Annotated in this window: 21 protein-coding genes; 16 read left to right on the top strand and 5 right to left on the bottom strand. The window is 43.7% G+C overall.

Annotation, left to right across the window (positions count from 1 at the left end):
- The first annotated feature begins 9 nt into the window (after positions 1 to 9).
- On the top strand, positions 10 to 489 hold the full coding sequence (locus tag MAMMFC1_RS01560; RefSeq protein ID WP_126305867.1) for an SMI1/KNR4 family protein: 480 nt from the start codon (positions 10 to 12) through the stop codon (positions 487 to 489).
- Positions 490 to 1,161: 672 nt separating this feature from the next.
- Here MAMMFC1_RS01560 and MAMMFC1_RS01555 read toward each other — a convergent pair.
- On the bottom strand, positions 1,162 to 1,371 hold the full coding sequence (locus MAMMFC1_RS01555) for a hypothetical protein (RefSeq protein ID WP_126305865.1): 210 nt from the start codon (positions 1,369 to 1,371) through the stop codon (positions 1,162 to 1,164).
- Positions 1,372 to 1,377: 6 nt separating this feature from the next.
- On the opposite strand from MAMMFC1_RS01555, the gene MAMMFC1_RS01550 reads away from it, so the two are divergent.
- The 6 genes from MAMMFC1_RS01550 to MAMMFC1_RS01525 all read left to right on the top strand — a co-directional run bounded on the left by MAMMFC1_RS01550 (position 1,378) and on the right by MAMMFC1_RS01525 (position 7,154).
- Entirely contained in the window at positions 1,378 to 2,316 is a 939-nt protein-coding gene (locus tag MAMMFC1_RS01550) for a hemagglutinin repeat-containing protein (protein WP_232035607.1), read from the top strand.
- A 241-nt stretch (positions 2,317 to 2,557) separates the two neighbouring features.
- The gene (locus MAMMFC1_RS01545; protein ID WP_232035606.1) at positions 2,558 to 2,824 is read left to right on the top strand and encodes a hypothetical protein; all 267 of its coding nucleotides are present in this window, start codon (positions 2,558 to 2,560) and stop codon (positions 2,822 to 2,824) included.
- A gap of 302 nt (positions 2,825 to 3,126) precedes the next feature.
- Complete coding sequence (locus MAMMFC1_RS01540) at positions 3,127 to 4,497, top strand: MFS transporter (RefSeq protein WP_126305859.1); 1,371 nt, start codon at positions 3,127 to 3,129, stop codon at positions 4,495 to 4,497.
- A gap of 88 nt (positions 4,498 to 4,585) precedes the next feature.
- Positions 4,586 to 5,563 carry an ABC transporter ATP-binding protein gene (locus tag MAMMFC1_RS01535; RefSeq protein ID WP_126305857.1) on the top strand — a complete coding sequence of 326 codons (978 nt, stop codon included), beginning with the start codon at positions 4,586 to 4,588 and terminating at the stop codon, positions 5,561 to 5,563.
- Positions 5,560 to 6,363, top strand: coding sequence for an ABC transporter permease (locus tag MAMMFC1_RS01530; protein ID WP_126305855.1), 804 nt, complete (start codon positions 5,560 to 5,562; stop codon positions 6,361 to 6,363). Before MAMMFC1_RS01535 ends, MAMMFC1_RS01530 begins: the two co-directional genes overlap by 4 nt.
- Positions 6,364 to 6,371: 8 nt before the next feature.
- The gene (locus MAMMFC1_RS01525; RefSeq protein WP_126305853.1) at positions 6,372 to 7,154 is read left to right on the top strand and encodes an ABC transporter permease; all 783 of its coding nucleotides are present in this window, start codon (positions 6,372 to 6,374) and stop codon (positions 7,152 to 7,154) included.
- A 5-nt stretch (positions 7,155 to 7,159) separates the two neighbouring features.
- Here MAMMFC1_RS01525 and MAMMFC1_RS01520 read toward each other — a convergent pair whose 3' ends face one another.
- Positions 7,160 to 7,984: a helix-turn-helix domain-containing protein gene (locus MAMMFC1_RS01520; RefSeq protein ID WP_126305851.1), complete on the bottom strand. Its 825-nt coding sequence runs from the start codon at positions 7,982 to 7,984 to the stop codon at positions 7,160 to 7,162.
- Between the two features lie 166 nt (positions 7,985 to 8,150).
- On the opposite strand from MAMMFC1_RS01520, the gene MAMMFC1_RS01515 reads away from it, so the two are divergent.
- From MAMMFC1_RS01515 to MAMMFC1_RS01500, 4 genes are all read left to right on the top strand, one after another.
- Positions 8,151 to 8,789 carry a class I SAM-dependent methyltransferase gene (locus tag MAMMFC1_RS01515; protein ID WP_232035605.1) on the top strand — a complete coding sequence of 213 codons (639 nt, stop codon included), beginning with the start codon at positions 8,151 to 8,153 and terminating at the stop codon, positions 8,787 to 8,789.
- A gap of 222 nt (positions 8,790 to 9,011) precedes the next feature.
- On the top strand, positions 9,012 to 10,415 hold the full coding sequence (locus tag MAMMFC1_RS01510; protein WP_126305849.1) for a pyridoxal-phosphate dependent enzyme: 1,404 nt from the start codon (positions 9,012 to 9,014) through the stop codon (positions 10,413 to 10,415).
- Between the two features lie 11 nt (positions 10,416 to 10,426).
- Positions 10,427 to 11,575, top strand: a complete 1,149-nt coding sequence (locus MAMMFC1_RS01505; protein ID WP_126305847.1) for a cystathionine gamma-synthase — start codon at positions 10,427 to 10,429, stop codon at positions 11,573 to 11,575.
- Between the two features lie 132 nt (positions 11,576 to 11,707).
- Positions 11,708 to 12,343, top strand: a complete 636-nt coding sequence (locus tag MAMMFC1_RS01500; RefSeq protein WP_126305845.1) for an MBL fold metallo-hydrolase — start codon at positions 11,708 to 11,710, stop codon at positions 12,341 to 12,343.
- Positions 12,344 to 12,426: 83 nt separating this feature from the next.
- On the opposite strand, the gene MAMMFC1_RS01495 is transcribed toward MAMMFC1_RS01500, so the two are convergent.
- Entirely contained in the window at positions 12,427 to 12,768 is a 342-nt protein-coding gene (locus MAMMFC1_RS01495) for a winged helix-turn-helix transcriptional regulator (RefSeq protein WP_126305843.1), read from the bottom strand.
- A 144-nt stretch (positions 12,769 to 12,912) separates the two neighbouring features.
- Here MAMMFC1_RS01495 and MAMMFC1_RS01490 point away from each other — a divergent pair, with 144 nt between their 5' ends.
- On the top strand, positions 12,913 to 13,713 hold the full coding sequence (locus MAMMFC1_RS01490; RefSeq protein ID WP_126305841.1) for an amidohydrolase family protein: 801 nt from the start codon (positions 12,913 to 12,915) through the stop codon (positions 13,711 to 13,713).
- 28 nt (positions 13,714 to 13,741) lie between these two features.
- Positions 13,742 to 14,443 (top strand): 4Fe-4S double cluster binding domain-containing protein, encoded by a 702-nt coding sequence (locus MAMMFC1_RS01485; protein ID WP_126305839.1) that lies wholly within the window; start codon positions 13,742 to 13,744, stop codon positions 14,441 to 14,443.
- A 43-nt stretch (positions 14,444 to 14,486) separates the two neighbouring features.
- Here MAMMFC1_RS01485 and MAMMFC1_RS01480 read toward each other — a convergent pair whose 3' ends face one another.
- Both MAMMFC1_RS01480 and MAMMFC1_RS01475 read right to left on the bottom strand, forming a co-directional pair.
- On the bottom strand, positions 14,487 to 14,849 hold the full coding sequence (locus MAMMFC1_RS01480) for a RidA family protein (RefSeq protein WP_126305837.1): 363 nt from the start codon (positions 14,847 to 14,849) through the stop codon (positions 14,487 to 14,489).
- 64 nt (positions 14,850 to 14,913) lie between these two features.
- Positions 14,914 to 15,840: a helix-turn-helix transcriptional regulator gene (locus MAMMFC1_RS01475; RefSeq protein WP_126305835.1), complete on the bottom strand. Its 927-nt coding sequence runs from the start codon at positions 15,838 to 15,840 to the stop codon at positions 14,914 to 14,916.
- Positions 15,841 to 15,976: 136 nt separating this feature from the next.
- Between MAMMFC1_RS01475 and MAMMFC1_RS22810 the strand changes: the two genes are divergently transcribed.
- The 3 genes from MAMMFC1_RS22810 (at position 15,977) to MAMMFC1_RS01460 (ending at position 18,658) form a co-directional block, all read left to right on the top strand.
- Positions 15,977 to 16,189, top strand: coding sequence for a 4Fe-4S double cluster binding domain-containing protein (locus MAMMFC1_RS22810; protein ID WP_126310379.1), 213 nt, complete (start codon positions 15,977 to 15,979; stop codon positions 16,187 to 16,189).
- 263 nt (positions 16,190 to 16,452) lie between these two features.
- The gene (locus MAMMFC1_RS01465) at positions 16,453 to 16,728 is read left to right on the top strand and encodes a metal-sensitive transcriptional regulator (protein WP_126305833.1); all 276 of its coding nucleotides are present in this window, start codon (positions 16,453 to 16,455) and stop codon (positions 16,726 to 16,728) included.
- A gap of 244 nt (positions 16,729 to 16,972) precedes the next feature.
- Positions 16,973 to 18,658: an FAD-dependent oxidoreductase gene (locus MAMMFC1_RS01460; protein ID WP_126305831.1), complete on the top strand. Its 1,686-nt coding sequence runs from the start codon at positions 16,973 to 16,975 to the stop codon at positions 18,656 to 18,658.
- The last annotated feature ends 8 nt before the right edge of the window (positions 18,659 to 18,666 follow it).

The following is an 18,666-nucleotide window of genomic DNA, read 5'->3' as shown; positions in this document are numbered from 1 at the left end:
GAGATGCTTATGAGTTTTAGAGATTATGAAGAGGCGTTAAGGCTAATTGAAACAGGTAATGAAATTACCAGTTTTATTGGCGGAGCATCAGATTTGTTAATTAAAAAAGCAGAAAAAAAATTAAATTTATCTTTTTCAAAAAGTTACAAGGATTTTTTGCTTAGATTTGGAGCAATGAGCTTTGGAGCAGAAGAATTTTATGGAATTGTTAGAGAGGATTTCGATAATTCGCGAATTCCAGATGCTATTTGGTATACTTTGGAAGAGAGGAAAAAGGTAAATCTACCAGCTCATTTACTAGTTTTTTATGACACAGGAAGTGAGGAACTCTTTTGTTTAGATTTTAATAAACTGAATTTTGAAGGTGAACCTAAAGTAGTTGTATTTGTTCCTGGAGTTGATTTGCAATATCAGAGCTACGAAGTTATTTCGAATGATTTTGGTGAATTTTTACTCCAGAGAGTTAAATTGGAGTTAGGAATCTCATAAAACAATTTTTTATAATAAACTAATCCTATAAAAAGGTAAAAGAGAGGTCAGTGGACGTAAAATCCGCTGACCTCTCTTTTTCTCAGGGTGTCGTCTCGTGATCAAAATTAATTTGGATAATATTACCTGATAATTATCCCTAAAAATCAAATCTCGTGAATCAGAATGACTTAGACTCATTCCCTCCACACAAAGGACAACTACCCCCATATCCATTACCAGAGCAGTTGCCACAATAAGTACCGCCACAATCCTTACATTTCATCAAAGCTCCCATACAAGGTGCATCACTATGACAATTCGGACATTTCCTTACATTATCATACATATCAATCAAACCTCCTCAGTAATAATAATTTTACTATATCACCTGTCGGTGATGACGAAAACGGGGTTTTCGTCGCAGAGGTTCTTTTCATGTAATTTATCATAAATCCAGTAAAATCAACGTTTAAATCAATCTGGTTCCTTAAATAATAATCAAATATGCATCCGTTTATCATCAGAGTTATTTCCGTGACCTCTGATGATTTTTTATTAACGGGTACAATAGAATATATTACCAGATGAAAATCATCCAACAGAGATCACCCGGTAAACAAATGACAAACATCTGTCACATGTCACGTTGTCACGGATAAAAATATTTTTATAAAAATCACCAAAATGATGTTACACTTTCCCAGTTTTGTAATATTTAAATATTAAATTTAAAAAACGGAAAAACATACAAGAGTCGGGGGACGCAAGAGTCGGGGGACGGTTCCGTGACTCTATGAAATTAGCAACATAGTCGGCACCAACGATGTCGGCCTTACCGCCGGCGGCAACATCAACATTACCGCCGCCGATGAAACCGGCAGCGACGAACACTACCGCCAAGAAAAAATGTCAGGCCTCTTCAGCGGTGGCGGCCTCGGCTTCACCATCGGCAGCAAGAGCGAGAAAAGCAGCCTGAACGAACAGACCCTCGACCGGATCGGCAGCACCATCGGCTCCATCGAAGGCAACGTCAACATTACCGCCGGCAACAATGTCAACAGCGCCGGCACCACCATTCTCAGCGGCCAGGACACCAACATCACCGGCAAGAACGTCACCATCGACAACACGGTGAGCACCTACGACAGCCAGTACAAATATGAATTCAAGCAAAGCGGCCTCAGCGTATCCCTGGGTGGCGGCATAATTGATGCTGCCACGGGTGCATATAACGACATCCAGCGCTCAGGCCAGGTACAGGACGACCGGCTTAAAACTCTGTATGAGTACAAAGCCGTTAAAGATCTTGAGAAGCTGAAGGACTTCCAAGGCAACCTGGCAAAAGGAGCGGGTGTCAACGTCAGCATTGGCAACAGCCAAACCACTGTTGATCAGACCATACACATTGAAACCGTCAACCCGTCCAACATCACTGCCGGCGGCAACGTCAACATCACCGCCACCGACGGGGATGTCAACCTCAAGGGAACCAAGATCACTGCGACTGACGTCACCCTGGACGCCAAAAACGACATCAACCTGGATGCCGCCCAAAACCAACAACAGATCGACACCAAAACCAGTTCCTCCTCCTGGTCTTTAGGAGCATCCTTCGGCCTTGCCAGCAACTTTACCGGCCTGACCGGCGGCTTCAGCTCCGGCCACGGCACAGAAAACGGCAACACCACGACCCATACCGGCAGCGTCATCGACGCCAGCGACACCGTAACCCTCAGATCCGGCAACGACACCAACATCTACTTCCAAATTACTATAAAACCAAATGACGGACAGAATTTCCGCCATCGGTTTACAAGGTTGGAAATTGCATTTGCAATTTATTGATTAGTACATGTAGCATTCTTCAAGGAACATGGTAACTTCCATTAATGAAAAGACATTCTACTAGTGACAGGATACTAATGGATTTCGAGTGGTCAGCGAGACTGCTAACATAATTTTACGAAAGTATTCGTAATTATTTCTTGATTTGTTTCTGATTTCGGGATATATTAGTATAGACAAATTCAAAAGTAGGTGAATATATATGTTTTCGATTCGCCCTATATCTGATCTATCTAGGAATATGACCGAAATTGAACGACTTGCTATTGAGGAAGGCCAGATTATTCAGTTGGCTAAAAATTCCAAAGAGCACATGGTTATTATGGGAAGTGATACTTTTAAAAGTATGCTTGCCAAGTTGTCAATGTATGAGAGTCTTTTAATTTCTGAGGCGCAAATCCGTCAGGGCAAATCTCAACCGTTGGAATCTGCCAGAAAAAAATCTGATAAAAAGTTTCAGGAGAAGTTAGACGCCTTCAACTCGACAACACAAAAAGTATACGGTTAATATCACCCCTCGCGCAGAAGAGGATTTAGAACGTCTGACAAACCCCCATAGATTCTAAAACCGGAAAACGCTTTTTGCTGACTGCCACAAAACAGTTGCGTGATCAACTAATTTGTGGTAGTTTAGTAATGAAGGAATCGATCTCATCCGGGCGGTACTGCCAACATACATGGGTAATTGGTAATGTAAAATAGGATTTGCCATTGCGATACCATTGCTGATCAGTAGGAAACTGAAGGCTAAGGAATGTAAATGTCCTTAGCTTTTTTTGTTTTTGATGCCGGGTTTATTCTGAAGGTGAAATGCGAATAGTTTGGGAAGAAGTGGGGTGCGCGTTAAGCGTGAATAAAGTGTCTGCAAATGTAAAATTCATGGTGAGGGCGTTGCGGTATCGTAACTATCGTTTATTTTTCAGCGGCCAAATTATATCCCAAACTGGCACTTGGATGCAAGTGATTGCTATGAACTGGCTGGTGTATAGATTAACAGATTCGGCTTTCATGCTGGGCACCCTTAATTTTTTCAATCATGTGCCGGGTTTTCTCCTGGGGCCTGTAGCCGGTGTAGTTGCCGACCGGTTTAACAGGCATAAAATTCTTATCGTAACTCAAACATTAGCCATGTTGCAGGCGGTATTGCTGGCGGTTTTAGTACTAACAGGGAAAATAGAGGTCGGGCATTTGCTGGGGTTAGGTTTTGTACTGGGTTGCATTAATGCCTTTGATTTGACTGCCCGGCAAGCGTTTGTTGTTGATACGGTTGAAGAAAAGGATGATTTATCTAATGCCATAGCCTTGAACTCCATTATTATCAGCGGCTCAAAATTGGTTGGCCCGTCGATAGCCGGCATATTGATTGCCTTAGTGGGTGAAGGAGTATGTTTTCTAATAAACGCTGCCAGTTTTATTCCCGTGCTGGCAGCATTGCTGTCCATGCGCCTTCGGACATCAGATGACAGGGAAAAGGTAAGAAATTCGCCGTTTCATGAGATGCATGAAGGATATCTGTATGCCTATCGTTTTCCGCCGATTTGTTATACTGTGCTGCTCCTGGGGCTGGTTAATTTGACAGGGACGGCGTATATTGCGCTAATGCCCGTTTTTGCCCATGACGTATTTGCCGGCGACTCGCACACCTTGGGGATTTTGATGGGGGTTACAGGATTGGGAGCCATTTGCGGGGCGGCATTCCTGGCATCCCGTTCCAGCACGGCGGGCCTGGAAAGATTGATTCCCTGGGCAGTTGCTTTGTTGGGAATAACATTGATAGTTTTTTCGCAGACGAATTTGTTTTTAATTGGGCTGATAGCTCTTTTTTTTACCGGCTTGGGATCAATTGTGCACATTGCATCCTCCGGTACTTTGATGCAATCCCTGGTGGACGAAGATAAACGCGGTCGTGTTATGAGCCTGTATTCCATGTCGTTTGGAATGACTCCCTTTGGCAATTTGCTGGCTGGCGTAATGGCGAGTTACATCGGCGCCGCGGCAACAATAGGCATTGGCGGTTTGATCTGTGTTACCGGGGCAATGCTTTTTATTAGCAAGCTGCGGGATATAGAAAGATACACCAAAACGGATGAACAAAATATGATGAGCGATAAAGCCTATGAAGAGGTTCTAAGGGATGAGAGTCAAATATCTAAAAAGGAGGCTTGTCTGGAACGTAGATAAAGAGTTGAAAACGGCATATAATATCGGCTGAATCCGGGAAAGTGCCGGTAGGGACGAGGGCAATGGGTGAAATTTGGGGAGGCGGAAGATGATTACGGTTGAGGGTTTATGTAAGACATTTAAAGTCGCTAAGCGTTCTGCCGGTTTTAAGGCGGCTCTCCGATCCCTGTTCCGGCGGGAATACATTGCGATTGAGGCTCTGCGGGATGTGTCCTTTCATATTAATGAGGGCGAAATAGTTGGCTATATCGGCCCGAATGGCGCCGGCAAGTCCACAACCATTAAAGTCATGAGCGGTATTTTAGTGCCTGACAAAGGCAAATGCAGCATACTGGGCCGTACCCCCTGGAAAGAAAGAATTGCCCATGTAACAAATATAGGTGTGGTTTTCGGGCAACGGTCACAGCTGTGGTGGGATGTGCCTGTAATAGACTCATTTGAGTTGCTGCGGGACATATACGAAGTAGAGAAAGAAAAATATAGAAACAATCTCGATATGCTTGTTGAAACTCTCGGTTTAAGCAGTATTCTCAACAATCCGGTTCGCCAGCTGAGCCTTGGGCAGAGAATGCGGTGTGAAATAGCGGCATCCCTGCTCCATAGCCCGAAAATACTTTTTCTGGATGAACCAACTATTGGTTTGGATGCCGTCTCGAAGATCGCTGTACGCCAGTTCATAAAAAGTATTAACAAGGAGAAAAAGGTTACCGTCATACTTACCACGCATGATTTAGGGGATATAGAGGCTTTGGCTGACAGGATACTCCTCATTGGCAAGGGCAGAATTCTTTACGATGGAAGTTTGAATAGCCTGCGAAGCCAGTTTGGCGCCTGCAAGACGATTACAATTGACTTTAGGGAAAATAGCCCGCCGCCGGCGATAAAGGGAACGGAAATGCTTGTCTGGTCGCCTGAGAGGGCGACTCTTTTGGTTGATACTCACCAGGCCGGTGTTTCCCGGGTTATAGCAACTCTGGCGGAGCAGCTTGAATTATTAGATGTTACGGTGGAAAATCCGCCGATAGAAGAAATTATTGTTCAGTTATACAAGGAGTACGAGATATGAAAGCGTACTTTTCCGTATTTCGCATGCGATTGATTAATAGCATGCAATACAGAGTTGCGGCATTAGCCGGAGTGGCAACGCAGTTTTTCTTTGGTTTCATGTTTACGATGATTTATGAAGCGTTCTACCTGAATGCGGCAGAGACTCCGCCGATTGCGCTGGATCAATTAGTAGCCTATGTCTGGCTGCAGCAGGCATTTTTGGTATTTATCATGCTGTGGGTCAGAGACAATGAAATATTCAGCCTGATAACCGGCGGCAATATTGCTTATGAGCTTTGCCGGCCATGCGGTTTATACGGATTCTGGTATGCCAAGCTCATTGCCCAGCGGCTGTCCGGAGCCTTGCTGCGGTGCGTTCCCATTCTTATTGCCGCATTTTTGATGCCTGAACCGTATCAGTTATCTTTGCCGGCGAATTTTGCTGCTTTTGGGTTATTTATCATCACTCTGGCCCTTGGTCTGCTGGTACTTGTTTCAATATCTATGTTTATTTACATTTCAGTATTTATAACCATGTCACCTATGGGGTCCCTCTTTATAATTGCCGTTATGGGGGATTTCTTCGCCGGGGGAATTATTCCGGTTCCGCTGATGCCTTCCTGGCTGCAAACGATAGTATATATGCTGCCCTTCCGTCTGGCGTCGGATCTGCCCTTCCGGGTTTATAGCGGCAATATACCGGTAAAAGAGGCGCTGGTTGGGATACTGATACAAACAGTTTGGCTGGCTGTGCTGGTTTTATTGGGTAAAATCGCCATCAATAAAGCTGTAAGACGGGTTGTGGTACAGGGAGGCTGAATTGAATAATGGGACTATATTTCAAATATCTCAGGATTTTGTTGAAAGTGCAGATGCAATATAGAGCTTCTTTCTGCTTGGTCGCATTTGGACAATTATTTACCCCGTTGTTTGTTTTTGCCGGGCTATACTTTCTTTTTGCCCGCTTTGGCTCGATTAGAGGCTGGGATTTCTTTGAGGTGGCTTTGTGCTTTGCCGTCATTCACATGGCGTTCGCCATCAGTGAATGTTTTGCCAGAGGCTTTGATCTTTTTTCCAGCCTTGTAATCAGCGGTGAATTTGACAGGGTGCTGGTACGTCCAAGAAACACGGTAGTCCAGGTAATGGGCTCGAAGTTTGAATTCACGAGAATTGGGAGGCTGTTGCAGAGTGCGGGCGTTTTAATCTGGACGGTGGCCAATCTTTCTGTCGCCTGGAATATACTCAAGGTGGTAACCGTGATATTGATGATAATAAGTGGTGCCTTTATTTTTACAGGAATATTTATTCTGGCGGCGACGTTATGTTTTTGGACCATTCAGGGCCTTGAAGTAGCGAATATTTTTACCGACGGCGGCAAAGAAATGGCCCAGTATCCGCTTAATATATACCAAAAATGGGTGACGCGCTTTTTTACTTTTGTGATTCCCTTTGGTTGTGTGAATTATTTGCCGCTGATGTTTGTCCTGGACAAGGCGGAAGGAAACAGCATAATATATATGTTGTCCCCCCTGTACGGTATTTTTTTCATTGTTCCCTGTCTGTTTGTATGGGAATTCGGTGTCAGGCACTATCTTTCCACCGGTTCCTAGTCCGGCTACCACGGTATTTTCTCGGCTATTATTCTGTTCATAGCGTGTTTATGGGGGATGCCGGCGGAATTGCAGTCAAATATTATTTCTTCGCATTCCTTTATCATCCAGTCACTGTAGTGCGAGAAAAGTTCGCCGGAAATCCAGGTATGGGCGTTGGATTCGTTTTCCGGCGCCGGCGGTATAAACGGCTTTACGACAAATACGGAGAAAACGTGAATGCCGTTTGTCGCCGTATATTGCCGGTAATTTGTAAAAATTTCCTCTCTTAGCCCGGGTTTAATATAATGCAATACACCGTTGGAATAAAGAATATCGTAACAGGTGTCCAATCTCATGTCGAGTATATCCGCTTTGAAGACATTTACGTGTACGCCAAGTTTATCTGCTAATCTTTTTGTCTTCTCAATTCCGGCGTCAGCGATGTCAAAGGCGGTGACATCATAGCCGTTGCGGGCAAAAAAGACGGCATCCTTGCCTTCGCCGCAGCCAATATCCAATAATTTAAACGGTTTGGCAGGAGGTAATATAGATAGTACTTTATAACACATTGTTGATGGGATGAGGCCCCAATAATAATCATCCCGGGCGTATTCATCCTCATAAATGGAGACTTTCTTTTCATAGACCGCATGCCCCATCAGTTTATCGATACTTACTTCCAGTATGTCTGACAAATTGGGCAACTGGGTAATATCCGGGTATGTCTGACCTGTTTCCCACTTTGACACCGCCTGGAATGTTATACCCAACTTACTGGCCAGTTCCTCCTGGGTTATGTTTTTTAGCTTGCGGTACTTGCTGATATTTTTACCAAAGGTGAGCTTCATTTTCTTCGTAAAACTCCTTTGAATTGTATTTTAGTTTAATTATATTCGCGGGGCGACCGGCAGAACAATAACCTTATAATTGAATAACAGGAAAAACTCAAGCGGCGGTTGAATAGTGACTGATGCAAATCCTTCTATTCATCATTCGTCTTTGGGGGGAGGGAAAATGGTAAAAATGAACGATCAAGTGAAACATTGGAATGAATTATACCAATCCCTTGGCGATAAAAAGCCCGCCTACGATTTGTGGCTGGAAAAATACACGGATATTTTAAGGGATTCCCGGGATATGCCGATTATTGATCTGGGGTGCGGGTTTGGCAATGATACCTTATATTTGTATGAAAGAGGTTATCAGGTGATTTCCTGCGATTTTTCGCCGGAGGCGTTGAAAAGACTGGAATATTTCATCAATAAACCGGTTACCAAACTCTTTGATATGAAAGAAGGGTTGCCTTTTGCAGACGAAACCGCAAAAATAATTATTGCCGATCTTTCATTACATTACTTCTCTTGGATGGAAACCCAAAAAATCGTGACGGAAATAAGACGGGTTTTGCTAAACGGCGGGTTTTTGTTAGCACGGGTTAATTCGGTGAAGGATATCAACCACGGCGTCGGTCTGGGCACAGTCATCGAGGAAAATTACTATAATGTCAATGGCAGTTTTAAGAGATTTTTTGACAGAGTGCAGTTGGATGAACTTTTTAGCGCCTGGGAAGTCAAATACATTAAAGAATATGAAATATGCAGGTATAAAAAAGACAAAATCCTTTGGGAGATTGCTGTCAAAAAACAAGAGTAAGTGGTTGGTGATCCATAGGAGCAGCATTCTTTTATATTTTCTGGAAGAATTCACGCAATCGGGCAATGTGAATAAAATATAGGGAACGCATTAATAAATTGAAATGATATCCGGGTATTAGGAACGCTTCGACGCTGTCGCTTAACCTCAGCTTATCCTAATACCCGGATGTCGATTTTTAATGCGGCATATACAGAAAAACTGGATTTTCGGGGGTGAAGTATGGCTTTAACAGCAGGGAATAACCGGAAAATACCGAATAGTATCAAAAGGACCATTGATTTGATAGGGAATACTCCCCTGGTTGAGGTAACGTGCTTCGATGTAGGTGTGTGCCGCTTGTTTTTAAAATTGGAATGTCAAAACCCCGGCGGTTCGATTAAAGACAGAATTGGCTTATTCATGATAGAGCAGGCGGAAAAAGAAGGCAAAGTTAAGCCGGGGTATACCTTGATTGAGGCAACAGCCGGAAATACCGGGCTTGGCCTGGCTCTTGCCGCCATAACCAAAGGCTACAAATTGATTTTGGTCATTCCTGATAAAATGAGTACGGAAAAAGTTAATCACTTAAAAGCCCTTGGCGCCGAAGTCATCATTACCAGATCCGATGTGGAAAAAGGCCATCCGGAATATTATCAGGATTATGCCCAACGGTTGTCTGAAGTAATTCCGGATTCGTTTTTTATCAACCAGTTCAATAATCCAGCCAATCCGCTGGCCCATGAATTGACGACGGCGCCGGAAATCTGGGAGCAAACAGGCCATGGTGCGGATGCCATTGTGGTCGGTGTCGGTTCGGCGGGAACGTTAAAAGGACTGACAAACTATTTTAAGAATGTAAAACCGGACTTGGAGATCATTCTGGCTGATCCGGAAGGATCAATCTTAGCCGCTTATGTGAATCATCGGGCAATACCGAAAGCCGGCAGCTGGTTTGTCGAAGGAATCGGTGAAGATTTTATACCGGCGCAATTTGATGTGACGCTGCTCAAAAAAGCCTATTCGATAAGCGATGAGGAAAGTTTTGTCACTGCCCGGACATTATTGCGGCGGGAAGGCATCCTTGCGGGTTCATCCAGTGGAACGCTCATCAGCGCTGCTGTTAAATATGCTCAGGAACAAAGGGAACCGAAAAACATCGTTACCTTTGTATGCGACAGCGGCAATAAATATTTGACTAAATTGTTTAACGATTTTTGGATGACAGACCAGGGGTTTATTCTCAAAGAACAACAGGGCAACCTTGAGGATCTGATAACGCGGAAATACTCGGAACGGAGCATAATTACCGTAAAATCAAACGATACACTATTGAATGCCCATGCCAAAATGCGTATGTTTGAAATATCGCAAATTCCAGTGGTAAACGAGGACGATGTCATAGGGATTATTGACGAGTGGGATATATTAACGGCTGTTGAAAACGGCGATGAGACCATTTTAAGACAACCAATTGCCGGTTATATGTCACAGAATGTCATTTCTGTCTCCGTTAACGATGAATTGAGCAAGGTTGTATCTATCTTAAAGCAAGGTTTTTTGGTAATCGTCAAGCAAAATGATCGATTCTATGGTTTAATCACCAAAATGGATTATCTGAATTATTTGCGGCGAAAGCTAAAATAAGAGAGGTCAATATGGGTAAATATGAATTTTCGACAAGAGCCATCCACAGCGGGCAAGAACCTGACAGCGCTACCGGCGCAATCATAACACCCATTTACGCTACGTCAACCTTTGTGCAGGAAAGTCCGGGAATACATAGAGGATACGAATATTCGCGCAGCGGAAATCCCACGCGGGCGGCTTTGGAAGAGTGCATCGCTTCACTGGAAGAAGGAACGGCGGGATTCGCGTTTTCTTCCGGACTGGCCGCTGAATCGGTAATCATTGATACTTTGGCGAGGGATTCACATATCGTTGCCACTAATGATCTTTATGGGGGAACTTTCCGTCTGTTTGAAAAAGTAAAAAAAGATACGCATAACCTGGAAATATCTTATGTGGATATGACGGAGCCCGAAGCTGTGGAAAAAGCTGTAAAAACAAATACCAGGATGATTTGGGTTGAAACGCCAACCAATCCATTGCTCAAAATTATTGATTTAAAAAAAGTGGCTTCAATTGCAGCAAAATACAATATAATAAGTGTTTGCGACAATACATTTGCCTCATCTTACCTGCAAAAACCCTTAAACTTTGGCTTTGACATCGTCATTCATTCCGCGACCAAATATTTGAACGGACATTCCGACATTATTGGCGGCTTGATTGTTACAAAAAATAATAATGAATTAACGCAAAAAATAAAATTTTTGCAGAATGCCATTGGTTCCGTACTCTCGCCTTTTGATTCTTTTTTACTGTTGCGGGGCTTAAAAACATTGGCAGTAAGGATGGATGCCCATTGCAAAAACGCAAAAAAAATTGCCCAATTTCTTGAGCAGCATCCAAAAGTGGAAAAAGTAATTTATCCTGGCCTGCCAACCAATCCTTATCATGAAATCGCCAAGAGCCAGATGAATGATTTTGGCGGCATGGTGTCGTTTTACTTAAAAGGCGGCGCGGCGGAGACGCAAAAATTCCTGGAAAAAACCCGATTATTTGCTCTGGCCGAAAGCCTGGGCGGCGTAGAAAGTCTGGTAGAAGCGCCGGCAATTATGACTCATGCCTCTATTCCTAAAGAAGTTAGAGAGCAAAATGGCATCTATGATAATCTGGTAAGATTATCGGTCGGGATTGAGGATGTTAAGGATTTGATTGCAGATTTGGATAATGCTTTGTAGTTGCTAAACGTATTATCATATTGTAAAATTTAGGGTAAGTTGATATTATGGCTGATCAAAGAAAAAATGAAGGCCAAGGATGATGCAAATGGCATTTTTCCTTGGCCTTCAAAAACAGGAGGCAGGAATTTTATGCAATTGGAATGGAAAGGGCATGCCAGTTTTTTGCTGCACGGCGACAAAGGGGTAAAGGTGCTAACCGATCCTTTTGATGAGAAAGTCGGTTACCCGCTACCCAATGTTGAGGTGGATGCGGTAACAGTAAGTCACCAGCACGGTGACCACAATGCCACCGGTCTTTTGCCGGGAAAGCCGATCATAGTGGAAGGCGCCGGTAAACATCTGGCGGCAGGAATTGAAATCAGGGGGATTGCCACCTATCATGACGCGGAGCAGGGGGCAAAACGGGGAAATAACACAATTTTTGTGATTTCCCTGGATGAACTTAATATCTGCCATTTGGGTGATCTGGGTCATCCATTGACTCCGGAGCAAGTGGCGGAGATCGGACCGGTGGATGTATTGCTGACGCCGGTAGGCGGCTTCTATACTATTGATGCCCGGCAAGCATATGAAACAGTGCAACAACTAAAACCGGCGGTGGTTTTGCCCATGCATTACAAGTTGGATGACAGACTGAAATATCCTATTGCAACAGTAGACGAATTTCTTCATTTCTATTCTAAAGTTGAAAAACAAGCGGTGCTAAAGCTGGATAAATCGACACTGCCGAAGGAACTGCAGGTGGTAGTGTTAGAATTAAGGTAACCAAAAAAGAATAAATCAGGATATAAGAAAACCGGGTTTGACGCCCGGTTATTCTTGCTTTGTGACTAATGTCATTACCGGCGCTAATCCGGCTTTGAGCTATATGTCTTTTGATAAGTTTTTCCCCATTCGCACATTGAAGTAAGTATAGGTTTCATACTTTCACCCAGTTTAGTAAGCCCATATTCAACTCTCGGCGGAACTTCCGCATAAACTTTTCTGTAAATCATACCGTCTTTTTCCAGTTCTCTCAATTGAAGTGTTAATGTCTTGTGTGTAATATTACGAAGTAATCTTTCCAATTCGTTAAACCTGACTATTCCTTTTGTTAAATGCCAAAGAATAGCTATTTTCCATTTCCCGCTTAATATATTGATAGCAATATCCATTGGGCATTCTGCTGTTAAATTTTCTGATTTTGCCATACCGGGCTCCTTGTTTTTTTATTATAGTATCATGTATTACACTATGTTTCAATTTTGTGCGTTCTTTAACTGCATTACAATTCATGCTATTCTTTCATTAGAAAATTAACAGTGCAGTCTGCAGTCTAAGAAAGGATGGTTTATATGATAATTGACAGCCATGCTCATGTGATATTGCCAACAGAAAATCAGATATTAATGATGGAGGAAGCCGGCGTAGACAAAACCATACTGTTTTCAACAACGCCCCACCCTGAAAAAGCCAACGATTTAGCAGGCTTTGAGAAGGAAATAAAACTTCTGTTTAATATTTTGTCAGGCAAATGCACATTGGAAGAACGAATGAGGAATATTCGCCATGCCGCATCGGAACTGTATGATACTATACAGAAACACCCGGACAAGTTTTTAGGTTTCGGCCTGGTGCCGCTATCTTTATCCTATGAGGAAACCTGTGAATGGATGGAAAAGAATATTATAGCCAACGGCTTTTCCGGGATTGGTGAGTTTACATTCGGTACCGGTAATGTGGGATTGCTTGAAACCGTCTTTAAAGCATTACTGGAATTCAGGGCAATGCCTGTTTGGATACACACTTTTCATCCCTTAACCTTGGCTGATATAAAGGATATTGCGGCTCTGACAGCGAAATTTTCCGGCATTCCGGTAATACTTGGACACATGGGAGGAGTAAACTGGCTGGATACAATAAAAATTGCCAGGGAACAAAAAAATTTGTACCTTGACTTGTCTGCCGTTTTTACAACGATAGCTCCAAGACTGGCAATAAGCGAATTGCCGGACCGGACCCTTTTCAGTTCGGACGCTCCTTACGGCAACCCATTACTTGCAAGAAAAATGGTTGAAGTAATAAGTCCGAATGATAAAGTAACCGAGATGGTGTTAGGCGGTAATATTATGGGATTGCTTAATATGAGCCAATAAAGGGGAAACATGTTTGAAGGGGGAAACTATGGATCTCTTGGAGAGAATACAGCAGTTGGGAGATATACATGGCATAGATTTTATCGGCGTGGCGGGAATCGCAGCATTCAAAAAGGAAATTGAGAGTACGGGAGGTTTAATAGCAAGTGATTTTTCCCGGGCATTATCTATAGGAATTGTCTTGCCAAAAAGTATAATTAAGCTATTGGAAGATAGAAATACATACGAAAACACTCTTCAATATGAAACCCATGCGTATACTGTCATTAATACCCGGCTTGACAGTTTTGCCTCAATTGTCAGTTCCGTCATTCAGAAAAACGGCCACCGCGTGATGCCGGTTCCGGCAGCAGAACGGATTGACAGTGACAGAATATGTGCTTCTATTTCCCATAAAATAACTGCCCGTTTGGCCGGCTTCGGATGGATAGGCAAGAATTGCTTGTTGATTAACCCGACTCATGGACCGGGAATAAGGTGGACTACTGTTTTAACAGATGCTCCTTTAGCAGAGAATCAAACCATTATGGAAAGTCGATGCGGCACATGCAACCAGTGTGTTAAAGCCTGCCCTGTTCAAGCTATTAAAGGCAGGAATTTTTTTGAGCATGAATCTCGTTCTCTACGACTGGATGTGTCAAAGTGCGAAAAGTATTTTGAAGAACTTAAAGGCGCAGATCGGCTGGCAGTATGCGGTATGTGTGTTTATGCTTGTCCATATGGAGGATAGGGGAGTAGGGTTTTGAGGCCTTGGTTTAATCCTGGCAGTTGTTTTAAGTATTTTGCTGTTTATATGCAATTGCATCAAGCATACAAAGACATGGCGGAGATACAAAATCTGTCGTAGTCGTCATTCTGGCAGGAAATCCGTTTTTGAAATACTTATAGAACACATCTCTTGCCGTTCTGAAATCTTCGATATTTTTCAGATATAAATTGATTTGGACAATATCATCAAAGGAAGCCCCTGCAGATTCCAATGATTTTCCCAAACTGTCAAAGCTGGCCTCCATTTGGTATATAATATCAGCTGATTCATGCCCGCCGGCATGGCATGAAAGAAAGATGTAGTCTCCGGCTACGACACAGGCGGGTAATGTGACGTCACCGTAACTGGTTGGCATTCTTTTAATCATAATCAATCCTCCCTTGCAAAATACAGCTTAATTATACGGGAGGATACCGGACAACTGTATGTCATCATTTTTTGTACAAATTTATTATTTCCTGCGCTTTTTCATTAAGCCGGGCAATAAGTCCGTCCGGTTCAAGAACCGTTATTTTGTCGCCAAAGCTCATAAGAGAAGCAAACCACATTCTTTCATTCTCAGGAACTCTTATTTCAATGACAATATCGCCATTTCCAAGTTCACTCATATGGCTGACAGGGAAATGTTCAACAGCCATAACTCTGCTCTCTTTTTTGCAGAGTAGTTTTATGTCAATATAACTGCGGTTGTCTCGTCTCTCTTGTTCGGCCATTAACTCCTCAGCATTTCTGTGTTCGACTGAAAAAGGGTTATCTGTAATGCATAGGTTGCCTATTCTTGAAAGACGGAATAATCGATAAGCTTTCTTTTTACAACAATACCCGAACATATACCATGTATACCACTTGTAGGTCAGTGCAAGCGGTTCAGCCAAGCGATGAGATGTGTGATGGTCCGCATTTGTGTAAGCAAATTCAACTGCCCTTCCGGTATCAATTGCTTTTTCAACAAGCTTTACCCAGTTATTAATATCGCTATTTTCCCGCAAGACACTAAAGTCAAGATATACCTTTTGCTTTAGACCCTGCTGCGGTGATGATAAAGACAGCAGCTTTTCCAGGGTAGTGTTAAGTCTTTTGCTGTCATAGGCGGAACATAACCCTTTAAGAGCCGTAATAATAAACAGATAATCGTCTGTGTTGGTTATTTGCTTGTCCATTTTAAAGCCTTCAACTATTCCATACCCGCCATGAGAACCTTTTATTGACAGGACAGGAATTCCGGCAAGGTTTAGGGCTTCAATATCACGCTGTATTGTCCGATGGGAGACCTCGAATTTTTCCGCTAAAATTCGCGAACTGACTACGTCCCGGTTTAACAGGTACATTACTATCCCGAGCAACCTGTCTATTTTCATTTTCTTCACCAGGCTTTCAACCAAAATATTACTTATACATAAAGGTATTGATTAAGATTATCATAACATGTAAACTATTTGGATAATATTGCAGATAAAAATAGTGAATTGGCTTTTGGAAGAAAATCAAACCATTATGGAAAGTCGATGCGGCACATGCAACCAGTGTGTTAAAGCCTGCCCTGCTCAAGCTATTAAAGGAAGGAATTTTTTTGAGCATGAATCTCGTTTTCTACGACTGGATGTGTCAAAGTGCGAAAAGTATTTTGAGGAACTTAAAGGCGCAGATCGGCTGGCAGTATGCGGTATGTGTGTTTATGCTTGTCCATATGGGAGATTAGGAAACTGAGGGATAATGAGGATAATACGGTATGAGCCGGTGCGGAACGAGGGTTTCGCCTGCAGGCGGCTTATGCCGTTTTTTATTTGGACTCTTTCTTTACGGGGCGGATCGCATTACGCAAATTTAAAAATTGGACACCTGCTTCTGCAGTAAAATTGTACCGAGGGAGTTGAAGCTTATTTTATGGTAGGGATTGATTTTAGGCAAATACTCGGTTATATTAATAATAAAACCCTCCCCCTACGGGAGGGACTAAGGGGTATAATAAAATGACGAAGGAAGAATTAAAAAAAAGTGTGCAGCAACGATTAGGTACGATTAAGGGGCATGTTGCCGGTATTGAGAGAATGGTGGAGGAAAACAAGAATTGTGAGGAGATTCTTGTTCAACTAAGCGCTGTCACGGGCGCAGTGAACAAATTAAGTGCTCATATTCTTGAAAATTATGCAGACGCATGCCTAGAGGAAGCCCGCATCGTCGATGACAAAGTGCGTCAGCGAATTGAGAATTTAACTAAAATGATGCTTACCATGGTAAGAAAGTGAAGATAACCCTTAAGTTAAGAGCGGATAAGTCCCTGGATAAGGGCGACTAACCTTCAGATGGGGTTAAAACTCCACCTGAAGCTAAGTCTACTTTATAAAAATTTATATGAACGCATTAAAGAATTGAAATTATATCCGGGTATTTAGGAACGCTTCGACGCTGTCGCTTAACCTTAGCGCATTTTAATACCCCGGATTTCAATTCTTTGATGCGACATATATAGAAATGATAGGAGGGATCATTGTGAAAAAAATCGTGGTGATTGGTGGCGTGGCGGCTGGGCTGAAAGCTGCCGCAAAGGCGCGCAGGTGCGACCCTGAGGCTGGCATTACCGTGCTGGAAAGAGGTGAAATCATTTCTTACGGCGCCTGCGGCCTGCCTTATTACGTGGGCGGCGACGTGCATGACATCGAAGATTTAATGAAGACGCCGGTAGGGATTGTGCGCGGCCCGGGATACTTCAAAAATGTGAAGGACATTGTTGTATTGACGCAAACGGAAGCCACCGTAATTGACCGGCAAGCGAAAACAGTAAAAGTGAAAAAGCTTGCTACCGGCGAAACGGATAGCATACCGTATGATCAACTGGTCATCGCCACGGGGGCTTCGGCCATCAAACCGCGGCTAGCGGGGGTGGAACTGGGGAATATTTATACGCTTTGGCACCCTGATGATGCACGGGCCATCCAGCAAGGACTAGGGAAGGGAACGTTCAAGCGGGCTGTAATCATCGGCGCCGGCCTGGTAGGTATGGAAATGGCCGAGGCGTTGACGAAAAGGCAGCTGGAAGTGACTGTAGTAGAAATGAAGGAGCAGCTATTCCCGGCCTTTCTTGACCCGGAAATAGCGGGAATAGCCGCCAAGTATGCAGCAGAAAAAGGCATCAAGCTGTTGACCGGCGAAAAAGTCGAACGGTTTATTGGCGAGACAGACGTAACCGCAGTTGAAACGGATAAACGCACCATTCCTGCAGATCTTGTTGTGCTGGCAATGGGAGCGCATCCCAATGCAAAACTGGCTGAGGACGCAGGCCTGACAGTCGGGGCAACCGGAGCCATTGTGGTGGATGACGAAATGCGTACCAGTGACCCGGATATTTTTGCTGGCGGCGACTGTGTGGAAAACGTCAATATAATCTCGGGGCAAAAAGTGTTTGCCCCTATGGGATCTACGGCCAATAAGCACGGCCGGGTCATCGGGGAAAATCTGTGCGGCGGACATGCCAAATTTAAAGGGATACTCAATACGGTAGTTGTGAAATTACACGGCCTTACTGTGGGAAAGACCGGGCTGAGCGAACAGGACGCCAAGCAGCTTGGTTATGAGTATATTACCGCCATGGTTGCCGGTCCGGATAAGATTCACTATATGCCCGGCGCCAAGCTAATTACTATAAAGCTAATTGCCGAGGCTAAAACGGGTAAAGTTCTCGGGATGCAGGCCGTCGGTGAAGGAGAAGTAGCCAAACGCGTGGATGTGGTGGCAGCAGTGCTGACTCTCGGCGGTACTATTGATGATTTGTTTGATATCGATCTATCCTATGCGCCGCCTTATAATTCGCCGATTGACAATGTGGCGGTGGCGGCCAATGCGGTCATGAATAAACTGGCCGGCAAGCTAAAAGGTATTTCTTCGCTTGCGGCCAAGGAAAAAATGACAGCGGAACAAACGGTTTTTCTTGATGTGCGCACTCCGGACGAATGTAAGCAAATCCGTCTGGCTGGCTGCCCGAATATTAAATATATCCCGTTAGGGCAATTGCGTAGCCGGTTAACGGAATTGAACAAAGACGATGAAATCGTGGCGTTTTGTAAAATCAGTCTGCGGGGCTATGAGGCAGAAGGAATTTTGGAAGGTGCAGGCTTTGAAAATGTCAAGGTTATGGAAGGCGGTGTTGCGGCCTGGCCATTTTCGTGTGAAAAAGGCTGACCGGGCAG

It is taken from the genome of Methylomusa anaerophila, assembly GCF_003966895.1.
Taxonomy (GTDB): Bacteria; Bacillota; Negativicutes; order Sporomusales; family Sporomusaceae; genus Methylomusa; species Methylomusa anaerophila.
This window is presented reverse-complemented; position numbering and strand designations above follow the sequence as displayed.